This is a genomic window from Mesorhizobium sp. Ca11 (genome assembly GCF_020165275.1).
GTDB lineage: Bacteria > Pseudomonadota > Alphaproteobacteria > Rhizobiales > Rhizobiaceae > Mesorhizobium.
In genome coordinates this window covers 1-11394 of record NZ_JAIUHU010000034.1, presented here as the reverse complement: position 1 = coordinate 11394, position 11394 = coordinate 1, and the positions used below count along the sequence as shown (strand labels likewise).

General features: G+C 64.4%; 7 protein-coding genes. 4 read left to right on the top strand and 3 right to left on the bottom strand.

The features are described from left to right. The first annotated feature begins 191 nt into the window (after positions 1-191). Complete coding sequence (locus tag LB538_RS28945; RefSeq protein WP_224528388.1) at positions 192-1766, top strand: alkaline phosphatase D family protein; 1575 nt, start codon at positions 192-194, stop codon at positions 1764-1766. 229 nt (positions 1767-1995) lie between these two features. On the opposite strand, the gene LB538_RS28940 is transcribed toward LB538_RS28945, so the two are convergent. Further along, positions 1996-2283 carry a hypothetical protein gene (locus LB538_RS28940; protein ID WP_224528376.1) on the bottom strand — a complete coding sequence of 96 codons (288 nt, stop codon included), beginning with the start codon at positions 2281-2283 and terminating at the stop codon, positions 1996-1998. Between the two features lie 194 nt (positions 2284-2477). Here LB538_RS28940 and typA point away from each other — a divergent pair, with 194 nt between their 5' ends. Beyond that, on the top strand, positions 2478-4307 hold the full coding sequence (gene typA, locus LB538_RS28935; protein WP_224528374.1) for a translational GTPase TypA: 1830 nt from the start codon (positions 2478-2480) through the stop codon (positions 4305-4307). A 368-nt stretch (positions 4308-4675) separates the two neighbouring features. Then, positions 4676-5287 (top strand): LysE family translocator, encoded by a 612-nt coding sequence (locus LB538_RS28930; protein WP_140841878.1) that lies wholly within the window; start codon positions 4676-4678, stop codon positions 5285-5287. A gap of 10 nt (positions 5288-5297) precedes the next feature. On the opposite strand, the gene LB538_RS28925 is transcribed toward LB538_RS28930, so the two are convergent. Both LB538_RS28925 and LB538_RS28920 read right to left on the bottom strand, forming a co-directional pair. Next, positions 5298-5621 carry a hypothetical protein gene (locus LB538_RS28925; RefSeq protein ID WP_224528372.1) on the bottom strand — a complete coding sequence of 108 codons (324 nt, stop codon included), beginning with the start codon at positions 5619-5621 and terminating at the stop codon, positions 5298-5300. A gap of 161 nt (positions 5622-5782) precedes the next feature. Then, positions 5783-6346: a peroxidase-related enzyme gene (locus tag LB538_RS28920; protein WP_224528370.1), complete on the bottom strand. Its 564-nt coding sequence runs from the start codon at positions 6344-6346 to the stop codon at positions 5783-5785. Positions 6347-6474: 128 nt separating this feature from the next. Between LB538_RS28920 and LB538_RS28915 the strand changes: the two genes are divergently transcribed. Next, entirely contained in the window at positions 6475-11244 is a 4770-nt protein-coding gene (locus LB538_RS28915; protein ID WP_224528355.1) for an NAD-glutamate dehydrogenase, read from the top strand. Positions 11245-11394 lie beyond the last annotated feature (150 nt).

Genomic DNA, 11394 nt, shown 5'->3' with positions numbered 1-11394 from the left:
GTCTGCTTCACAGCCATCGCGATTCCCTCCGAGCTTCCTCTCAGAGAATCATAACCAGCCAATTACGCAACAGGCCCACAAGGGGAGAAGGAAGATGTCGACTGTTATCAAAACTTCATGGTTCCGATATGCGCCTGAAACATTGAAGCGAGAGCCTGGCGGTCCCGCTCAATGCCATCCCGGAGACAGCCATGAACAAGCTTTCGCTCACCCGCCGCGCTTTCGTCACTTCGGCCAGCGCCTTCGGCCTTGTCGGCGCCTCCGGTCTGGCGCTGCCCTATTATTCCCGCGCCAGCCAGCGTCCGGCCTTCACGCATGGCGTCCAGTCCGGCGACATCGACGCCACCTCGGGCATGGTCTGGACCCGCACCGACCGACCGGCGCGCGTGATGTATGAAGTGTCGACGACCGAAAGCTTCGCCAATGCGACGCGGCTGGCTGCGCTCGATACCTCGCCGGCCAGCGACTACACGGTGAAGCGGCTGCTCACCGATCTCGCCTCGGACCAGGACATCTTCTACCGCATGGTTGCTGCCGATCTTTCCGACATCAATGCCGTGTCCGAGCCGATCGTCGGCCGTTTCCGCACCGCGCCGTCGTCCAAGCGCGATGTGCGCTTCGCCTGGTCGGGCGACACCGCCGGCCAGGGCTGGGGCATCGACGAGACCGGCATGAAGACCTATTCGACCATCGCCAAGCACACGCCGGACTTCTTCCTGCATTCCGGCGACACCATCTATGCCGACGGCGCCATGAAGGACGAGGTCGACCTGCCCGGCGGCGGCAAGTGGAAGAACGTCGTCATGATCGACGGCAAGCGCAAGGTGGCCGAGACGCTGGACGAATACCGCGACCAGTGGAAGTACAATATGATGGACAAGCATGTGCTTGGCCTGTCGGCCATCTGCCCGACCTTCTACCAGTGGGACGACCACGAGGTGCTCAACAATTGGTCGGATTCGAAGGACCTGACCGCCGACGACCGCTACAAGGAAAAGTCGATCCATGTGCTGGCGGCCAGGGCGGCTCGCGCCTTCCATGAAATGACGACCATCCGCTACGAGCCGTCGGAGCCGGGCCGCGTCTACCGCAAGGTCTCGCATGGGCCGCTGCTCGACGTGTTCTTCCTCGACATGCGCTCCTATCGCGGCCCGAACGGTCCTGATATGGAAGAGACGCTGACGCCGAAGTCGCGCATGATCGGCGAGGAGCAGTCCAAGTGGCTGAAGCGGGAGCTGGCAAATTCCAAGGCGACGTGGAAGGTCATCGCCGCCGACATGCCGCTTGGCCTGGTCGTCTGGAACGACGCGGCGAAGAAGGCCGGGGCCGAGGCGGTCGCCAACGGCGACAATGGCGCGCCGAAAGGCCGCGAGCTCGAATTCGCCGACGTGCTGCGCTTCATCAAGAATGCCGGCATCACCAACACGGTGTGGCTGACCGCCGACGTCCACTACACCGCGGCGCATTACTACAATCCCGACAAGGCGCAGTTCCAGGATTTCAATCCGTTCTGGGAATTCGTCTCCGGCCCGATCCACGCCGGCACCTTCGGCCCCAACGATCTCGACATGACCTTCGGGCCGGAGTTGAAGTTCATCAAGGCGCCAACCGCCGAACAGGGCCAGAACCTGCCGCCGTCGGCCGGGCTGCAGTTCTTCGGTCTGGTCGACATTTCCGGCGCAACGGAACAGCTCACCGTACGGCTGATGGATCGCGACGACAACGAGCTTTACAAGGTTACGCTCGATCCGGTGCGGTCCGCGTAAGGTCCTGGAGAAAATTGGTAAGGTTGGCGGGACAGCGCCCCCCTCTGCCCTACATCTCCCCCACAAGGGGGGAGATTGGCCGTCACCTCGACCTTCGCCAATCTCCAACGTTGCAGGAATGAGCGAGGCGCCGAAGCTGCTAATCTCCCCCCTTGTGGGGGAGATGGCCGGCAGGCCAGAGGGGGGCGCGAAGGATCGCGACGTTAGCCGCGTTATGGCAAAGGCGAAATCAATCCGGATAGCAAGCCCGTGGCACGTTGGGCCAGACCGCGGTGTCGCAGTTGGCATCCTTCTGGCGCTGCTTGAAGGCGGCGCTGACCGGGCCGGTGATGATCGGATCGACGCCGTCGGGGGCGTCGGCGAACATCTGCTGCGCGGTCCTGGCGTCGGGCGGTACGATCGGGTCGGCTTGCCGAAGCGTCGCCGCCGACTGCGCGGCACCGGCAGCGACGAGTACGCCAAGCGCCGCCCACGCAAAAACCGGACGCAATCTTGACATAGGATCGGTCATGAACATCGAACTGTCCGGCCCCTCAAAGGTTCCGCCTTGGTTAACGGAATCATTTCACACCAAGACGTTTAAGAATCAGTGACCATGTATTTGGGGTCGGGCCTCCCCTTTCGCAATTGCGAAAAACCTTGTATGAGCCGCGCAACCGAAAAAGGCGGCGCCTCTGGGCCTGCTGCCTGCAACGCTCCCGAGACCAGACAATGAACCTCCGCAATATCGCGATCATCGCGCATGTCGACCATGGCAAGACCACCCTCGTCGACCAACTCCTGAAACAGTCCGGCGCCTTCCGCGACAACCAGCGCGTCGCCGAGCGCGCCATGGATTCCAACGACCTCGAAAAGGAACGCGGCATCACCATCCTGGCCAAGGCGACCTCGGTCGACTGGCATGGCACCCGCATCAACATCGTCGACACGCCCGGACACGCCGATTTCGGCGGCGAGGTCGAGCGCATCCTGTCGATGGTGGATTCGGCGATCGTGCTCGTCGACGCCGCCGAAGGGCCGATGCCACAGACCAAATTCGTTGTCGGCAAGGCGCTCAAGGTCGGCTTGCGCCCCATCGTCGTCATCAACAAGATCGACCGTCCGGATGCCCGCCATATCGAAGTGGTCAACGAGGTGTTCGACCTGTTCGCCGCGCTCGACGCCACCGACGAGCAGCTCGATTTCCCGATCCTCTATGGTTCGGGCCGCGACGGCTGGGTTTCGGAAAATCCGGAAGGCCCGAAAGACCAGGGTCTCGCACCGCTGTTCGACCTGGTCGTCGAGCATGTGCCCGCACCTACGGTGCATCCCGGCCCGTTCCGCATGATCGGCACCATCCTCGAGGCCAATCCCTTCCTTGGCCGCATCATCACGGGCCGCATCGAGTCCGGCACGCTGAAGGCCAACCAGGCGGTCAAGGTGCTGCACCATGACGGCACGCAGATCGAGACCGGCCGCATTTCGAAGATCCTCGCCTTCCGCGGCCTCGAGCGCCAGCCGATCGACGAGGCCCAGGCGGGCGACATCGTGGCCATCGCCGGCCTGTCGAAAGGCACCGTCGCCGACACCTTCTGCGATCCGGCGGTGAGCGAGCCGCTGCATGCGCAGCCGATCGACCCGCCGACCGTGACCATGTCCTTCCTCGTCAACGACTCGCCGCTTGCCGGCACCGAGGGCGACAAGGTGACCAGCCGCGTCATCCGCGACCGGCTGCTGCGCGAGGCCGAGGGCAATGTCGCGCTCAAGATCGAGGAATCGGCCGAGAAGGATTCCTTCTTCGTGTCCGGCCGCGGCGAATTGCAGCTCGCCGTGCTGATCGAGACGATGCGCCGCGAAGGTTTCGAGCTTGCCGTGTCGCGTCCGCGCGTCGTCATGCAGAAGGGCGACGACGGACAGCTGCTGGAGCCGGTCGAGGAAGTCGTCATCGACGTCGACGAAGAGCATGCCGGCGTCGTCGTGCAGAAGATGTCGGAGCGCAAGGCCGAAATGGTCGAGCTGCGCCCGTCCGGCGGCAACCGCCAGCGCTTGGTTTTCCATGCCCCGACGCGCGGCCTGATCGGCTACCAGTCCGAATTGTTGACCGACACGCGCGGCACCGCCGTGATGAATCGGCTGTTCTTCGCCTATGAGCCGTATAAGGGCGAGCTGCCCGGCCGCACCAATGGCGTGCTGATCTCCAACGAGCAGGGCGAATCGGTCGCCTATGCGATGTGGAACCTGGAAGACCGCGGCCCGATGATCATCGATCCGGGCGTCAAGGTCTACCAGGGCATGATCATCGGCGTCCATTCGCGCGACAACGATCTCGAAGTGAACGTGCTCAAGGGCAAGAAGCTCACCAACATCCGCGCCGCCGGCAAGGACGAAGCGGTGAAGCTGACGCCGCCGATCCGCATGACCCTGGAGCGGGCGCTGGCCTGGATCCAGGACGACGAGCTGGTCGAGGTGACGCCGAAGACCATCCGCCTGCGCAAGCTCCATCTCGACCCGAACGAGCGCAAGCGTTTCGAGAAGGCCGCCAAGGTGATGGGCGCGGCGTAAGGTTCCACGGAAAGTTCGAAAGAGGGAGCGGTTGCTCCCTCTTTTGTTTCCGCGGCAGGCGACTGCTTCGTTTCAATTTAGGCGTCGGCGCTGCCCCTCATCCGCCTGCCGGCACCTTCTCCCCGTGAACGGGGAGAAGGGAATCTCGCGCGAACTCCGGCGCTCTTTCTGCAACGTTCGCGACTGGCGAAATCGTCGGCGCCATGTCCCTTCGCCCCGTTCAACGGGGAGAAGATGGCGGCAGCCAGATGAGGGGCGGCGCCGGCGCTGGCAGTTGTTGTCGCCTTGATCAACGTTCGCGCCTTGTTGGGCGTGCCAAATCTAGTACGATCGGCTATCGTTCTTTATCTCTTATAGGGAGCGACCCCATGCATCTCGCCTCGTTGCTGATCTTCGCTGCCGCGCTCTTTGTCGCCGCCGGCTCGCCCGGCCCTTCGATCGCAGCCTTGGTGGCGCGGGTGATCTCGAAAGGATTCCGCGACGTCTTCCCGTTCCTGCTGGCGATGTGGATCGGCGAGGGCGTCTGGCTTTCGCTGGCGGTGTTCGGGCTCGCCGTCGTGGCGCAAACCTTCCACTACGCCTTCGTCGTCGTGAAATGGGTTGGCGTCGCCTACCTTGCTTATCTCGCGTTCAAGATGTGGACGGCGCCGGTCGAGGCGAAGGAGGGCGAGATGCCGCGCGAGGACTCGCCCCTGAAACTTTTCCTTGCCGGCATGGCGGTGACACTCGGCAATCCGAAAATCATGATGTTCTATCTGGCGCTGCTGCCGACCATCATCGATCTGGCTTCGGTCAGCGTGATCGGCTGGGTCGAGCTGACGCTGACCATGGCGCTCGTGCTGATCGTCATCGATCTCGCCTGGGTGCTGGCCGCCTCCCAGGCGCGCCGGCTGCTGAAGAGCAGGCGCGCCATGAAGATCGCCAACCGTGTCAGCGCGACGACGATGGCGGGCGCCGCCGCCGCTATCGCCGCGCGATAGAGCGCCGGCCTCACATCATTTCAATGATCGGCGCGATCTCGACGGTAAAAGCCGGGTCCATCAGGATCGGGCAGTCCTTGGCTTTGGCGACGGCATCGTCGATGTCCTTGGCTTCGACGATGGTGTAGCCGGCGGTGGGATTGCTGCCGCCATTGTTCTCGATCTTGCCGCCGGGCAGCACCGTCTTCGACATGCCGACCGGATTGCCGCCGTCGACCACGGCCGAGCCGAGCTTGTCGTACCAGCCCGTCCAGGCATCCATCGCCGCTTTGCGTTCGGCTTCGTCGGTCGGCATCTTGCCGGAACCGTGATAGACATAGAGAAATTTCGCCATGTTCTCCTCTCTTTGTCGGCGGCGTCGAACCGGCATGCGGCCACGCCGCTTGCGATATGCAGTGATGTTGCAATCCGATATGCGGCCTTGCCGCAATCCTGATCATCGGACCAAAACGAAAAACAGGCAATCGATGTTAAGTTGAGTCGACTGTAACGAGATCACCTTGCCATGGCGTGGTATTCGGGGTTGGGCCGCATATCGACTGCGGCGGCCACCCTGTTCGACATGTTGAAGAAGGCGGCGGTCGAGGCGATGTCCCAGATGTCGCGGTCGGTGAAGCCGGCCTGGCGCAAGGCGGCGCGGTCGGCCTCGACGATTTTAGCCGGCTCCTCGGTCAGCTTCACGGCGAATTCGAGCATGGCGCGCTGCCGGTCCGACAGCTCGGCGGCGCGAAAATTCATCACCATCATTTCGCCGAACGCCGGTTCGCCCGACAGCTGGCGCACCGCCGCGCCATGCGCGGTCAGGCAATAGAAGCAGTGGTTGACCGAGGACACGACCACGGCGATCATCTCGCGCTCCAGCTTCGACAGACCGGAATCGCCCAGCATCAGATCGTTATACATGTCGGTGAAGGCGCGCAGCTTCTTCTCGTCGAAGGCGTAGGCGAGAAGCACGTTTGGCACGAGGCCGAGCTTCTCCCGGCATTTGTCGAAATAGGCTTTCGTCGCCTCGCCGAGCTCCGCCTGGACAAGGTCGAGCGCGGTTACTTTGCCGGTCATGACTGTTCTCCTCGCGCTGTGATGGCGTCGGTTGGAATTTTTTTAAGCGCCGTCAAACCTTTGTCGCCAAACGGCGGTCATCTGGCTACCATAGTCGCAAAAGCATATAACGGGAGGGACTAAGCGTCATGGCCAGCGTGAAATCCAAGCCGAAGAGGAAAGCCGCCGCCGCGAAAGCGGAGGAGAAACCCGCAAGGCTTGCCGACTATCTGCTGGCGCGGGCGCCCGCCGAGGACATCGCGGCCTATAACGTGGCCGACCTCGAGCGCGCTGGCGAGCTCGCCGCCCAAGCAGTCGCCAGCCACAGGAAGGGCGAAAGCGTCGTTGCCGTCGAAGCCGATTCGGGCGTTGCCTGCGACGGCCGGCCGGTTACGGTCATCACCGTCGTCAACGACAACATGCCGTTCCTGTTCGATTCCATCCTCGGCGAAATCACCGAGACAAGCGGTGAGCCGACCTTGGTCACCCATCCGATCGTCACCGTCCGCCACGGCAAGACCGGTGTGGTCGAGGTGCTTGGCGACGGCGGCAAGGAGGATGACGACCGGCTGAGCGTCGTCCATGTGCATATCCCGCGGCTGACCGCCGAGCAGGCCAAGAGCCTCACCGAGCGGCTGCACAAGGTGCTTTCGCAGGTCCGGGCGGCCGTCGTCGACTGGAAGCGGATGCTCGCCCGCCTCGACCAGGCGATTTCCGAATTCCGCTATTCGGCGGTGCCGCTCGACAAGAAGAGCGTCGCCGAGGCGATCGCCTTCCTCGAATGGCTGCGCGACGACAATTTCACCTTCCTCGGCATGCGCGAGTTCAAATATACCGGCGGCGAGGAAAGCGGCTCGCTGGAGCGCGCCGACAAACCCGGCCTGGGCATCCTGTCGGATCCGGATGTGCTGGTGTTGAGGCGCGGCACCGAGGCGGTGACGACGACGCCGGAAATCCGCGCCTTCCTGCACGGGCCGGAGCCGCTGATCGTCACCAAGGCCAATGCCAAGTCGTCGGTGCATCGCCGCATCTATCTCGATTACATCGGCATCAAGACCTACACGTCGAAGGGGGCGCTCGCGGGCGAATTGCGCATCGTCGGCCTGTTCACCTCGACCGCCTACACGCGCTCGGTGATGAAGATCCCCTATCTGCGCTCCAAGGCCGAGACCGTGATCTCGAAATCCGGCTTCGATCCGCACGATCATTCCGGCAAGGCGCTGATCAACATCCTGGAAAGCTATCCGCGCGACGAGCTGTTCCAGGTTCCCATTCCCATCCTGCGCAAGCACGCCAGCGCCATACTCGGGCTGATCGAGCGGCCGCGCGTGCGGGCGCTGGTACGCGTCGACCAGTTCGACCGCTTCGTCTCGATCATCGTCTTCGTGCCGCGCGACCGCTACGATAGCGTCGTGCGCGAGAAGGTCGGCACCTATCTCAAGACGGTGTTCGAGGGCCGTCTGTCGGCCTATTACCCGGCCTTCCCGGAAGGCGGGCTGGCGCGCGTGCATTTCATCATCGGCCGTTCCGGCGGCAAGACCCCGAAGGTCGAGCAGTCGGCGATCGAGGCGGCGATTCGCGACATCGTGCGCACTTGGGAGGACGCGCTCGCCGAAGCCGCGGAAGCCGCCGGCAGCGACCCGGCGCTGAAGGCGATCGCGGCGCGTTTCCCCGAAAGCTATCGCGATAGCTTCTCGGCCGCCGTGGCGCTGGCCGATGCCGGCCGCATCGCGAAGATCGGGGCCGACAATCCGATCGCCATCGACTATTACCGCCATGCCGACCAGAAGCCGCACCAGGCGGCTTTGAAGATCTATCATTTTGGCAGCCCTGTCGCGCTGTCGCGGCGCGTGCCGGTGCTGGAAAACATCGGCTTCCGCGTCATCAGCGAGCGCACCTTCGAGGTCGCCGACACCGGCTCCGGCAAAGTCTTCATCCACGACATGGAACTGGAGAACAGCTATGGCGCGCGAATAGACATCTCCGACGGCGGCGCGCTCTTCGAGGACGCCTTCCTGTCGGTCTGGCGCGGCGATGTCGACAATGACAGCTATAACGGCCTGGCCCAGACCGCCGGCCTGTGGTCTGGCGAGATCGCCATCCTGCGCGCCTATGGCCGCTATCTGCAGCAGGCCGGCATTCCCCAGAGCCAGGATTTCATCGCCGCCGCACTCAATCGCTATCCCGAGATCGCGCGCGGCCTGCACGCGCTGTTCGTCGCCCGGCTCGGTCCGGCGGCCGAAGGCGAAGGCGCGGTCGCGGCCAAGCACCTCAAGGCCAAGATCAAGGATGCGCTGGAGGAGGTGCCCAATATCGACGACGACACCATCATCCGCCGCTATCTCAACCTCATCGAAGCCTCGCTGCGCACCAATCATTTCGTAACCGATACGAAACAAAAAGGGCAGTCGCTGGCGATCAAGCTCGATTCGCAGGCGGTCGAGGGACTGCCGGCGCCGAGGCCATGGCGCGAGATCTTCGTCTACGGATCCGAGGTGGAAGGCGTGCATCTGCGCTTCGGCCCGGTGGCGCGTGGCGGCCTGCGCTGGTCGGATCGCGCCCAGGACTATCGCACCGAGGTGCTGGGGTTGGTCAAGGCGCAGCAGGTCAAGAACGCCGTCATCGTGCCGGTCGGCGCCAAGGGCGGCTTCTATCCCAAGAAGCTGCCGATGAGCGTCGGGCGCGATGCCATCTTCGAAGCAGGCACCTCGGCCTACAAGAACTTCGTCTCCAGCCTGCTCTCGATCACCGACAATATCGGCGTCGACGGCGTCATCCCGCCGGCCGGCGTGGTACGGCGCGACCAGGACGATCCCTATTTCGTCGTCGCCGCCGACAAGGGCACGGCGACCTTCTCAGACACCGCGAATGCCATTTCCGAAAAACACCATTTCTGGCTGGACGACGCCTTCGCCAGCGGCGGCTCGGCCGGCTACGACCACAAGAAGATGGGCATCACCGCCAAGGGCGCCTGGGAAGCGGTGAAGCGGCATTTCCGCGAGATGAACCGCGACATCCAGACCTCGCCCTTCACCGTAGTCGGCGTCGGCGACATGTCGGGCGACGTGTTCGGCAACGGCATGCTGCTCTCGCCGGCCACCAGGCTGATCGCCGCCTTCGACCATCGCGACATCTTCATCGATCCCGATCCGGACATGGCCGCCTCGATGGCCGAGCGGGTGCGCATGTTCGCGCTGCCGCGCTCGTCCTGGCAGGACTACGACAAGTCGAAACTGTCGGACGGCGGCGTCATCGTTTCGCGCAACCAGAAATCAATCACGCTGCCGCAGGCCGCGGCCGCCGCGATCGGCCTCGCCAGGACCACCGCGACGCCGGTCGAGATCATGAACGCCATCCTCAAGGCGCCGGTCGACCTTTTGTGGTTCGGCGGCATCGGCACCTATGTGCGGGCTTCGGGCGAAAGCAACGCCGATGTCGGCGACCGCGCCAACGACGCCGTTCGGGTCACGGCGCTTGATGTCCGGGCCAAAGTCATCGGCGAGGGCGCCAATCTCGGCGTCACGCAACGGGCGCGCATCGAGTTCGGGATGAATGGCGGCCGCTGCAACTCGGACGCCATCGACAATTCGGGTGGCGTCAACTGTTCCGACGTCGAGGTCAACATCAAGATCGCGCTGGCGTCGGCGATGCGCAAAGGCTCGCTGGCGAGGCCGGCGCGCAACAAGCTGCTCGCCGAGATGACCGACGAGGTGGGCGCGCTGGTGCTCGCCAACAACTATCAGCAGACGCTGGCGCTTTCGCTGGCGCGCAAGCGCGGGCTCGCCGACATCGCGCACCAGGCGCGCTTCATGTCGGCGCTGGAAGCGCGCGGCCTGCTCGACCGGGCGGTCGAGACGCTGCCTTCGCCGGCGGCGCTTGCCGAACGCGAGGCGCGCGGCGAGCCGCTGACCAGGGCCGAGCTCGGCGTGCTGCTCGCCTATGCCAAGATCGTGCTGTTCTCCGATATCGTCGCCAGCGACGTGCCCGACGATCAGCATTTCGACCGCGATCTGATGGGCTATTTCCCGGAACGCATGGCGAGGAAATTCGCCGGTGAGATCCGCGAACACCGGCTGCGGCGCGAGATCATCGCGCGCGTGCTCGCCAACGACCTGGTCAATCGCGGCGGACCGTCCTTCGCCAACCGGCTACAGGAAGCCACGGGCCGCACGGCGGCCGATGTGGTGCGCATCTTCGCCATGGTCCGCGACGGCTTCGCGCTGCCCGCGCTCTATCGCGAGATCGACGCGCTCGACAACCATATCGACGGGCAGGTCCAGCTCGATCTCTATCAAGCGATCAGCCGGCTTATCTTTGTGACCAGCGGCTGGTACCTGAAGCACGAAGCCGGCTCCGCGCCGCTTGGCCAGCGCATCGCCGAATTGCAGGAGGCGCGCAAGGCGCTCGAGCCGAAGCTTCTCTCGCTGCTGCCGGCCTTCTCGCGTGAACGCGTCGAGGAGCGGCGGCACGGTCTGTCCAAGAGCGGCGCGCCGGAGAAGCTCGCCGGGCAGCTCGCTCTGGCCGAAGTGGCCGAGCTGATCCCCGACATCGCGCTCACCGCGCGCACGGCCAATGCCGACATCGTCAGCGCGGCCAAGGCCTTCTTCGCGGTCAGCGATGCCTTCCGCATCCCGCGCGTCGAGGAAGCTGCGCGCTCGATCATGCCGCCCGACTATTACGACCAGTTGGCGCTGTCGCGCGCGGCCGACACGATCGGCGTGGCGCGGCGCGGCATCGCGGTGGCGGCGCTCACCGCGCACGGCACGGCGGCGGATCCGGTCGCGGCTTGGCTGGAAGCCGGCGGCGACCGCGTCGCGCGCACCCGCGAGCGGTTGCAGGCGCTGACCGAAGGCGGCGACATCACCGTGTCGCGGCTGTCGGTGGCATCGGGCCTGATGAGCGATCTGACGGGGATGTGAAGTTCCTCGCCCCTGCCAAAGCGGCTGGCCTTTAGCGATAGCGTGCATGGCAGCTTGGCGCATGTATTGTCTTATGTAGCGCTGGTCGACCCCCACTCCGTCTCGGCTTCGCCGAGCCACCTCTCCCCCGATCGACGGGGGAGAGGAAAG

Coding starts and splice junctions, on each gene's coding strand:
- LB538_RS28945 (WP_224528388.1), top strand. CDS start 192: ATGAACAAGCTTTCGCTCACCCGCCGCGCTTTCGTCACTTCGGCCAGC.
- LB538_RS28940 (WP_224528376.1), bottom strand. CDS start 2,283: ATGTTCATGACCGATCCTATGTCAAGATTGCGTCCGGTTTTTGCGTGG.
- typA (WP_224528374.1), top strand. CDS start 2,478: ATGAACCTCCGCAATATCGCGATCATCGCGCATGTCGACCATGGCAAG.
- LB538_RS28930 (WP_140841878.1), top strand. CDS start 4,676: ATGCATCTCGCCTCGTTGCTGATCTTCGCTGCCGCGCTCTTTGTCGCC.
- LB538_RS28925 (WP_224528372.1), bottom strand. CDS start 5,621: ATGGCGAAATTTCTCTATGTCTATCACGGTTCCGGCAAGATGCCGACC.
- LB538_RS28920 (WP_224528370.1), bottom strand. CDS start 6,346: ATGACCGGCAAAGTAACCGCGCTCGACCTTGTCCAGGCGGAGCTCGGC.
- LB538_RS28915 (WP_224528355.1), top strand. CDS start 6,475: ATGGCCAGCGTGAAATCCAAGCCGAAGAGGAAAGCCGCCGCCGCGAAA.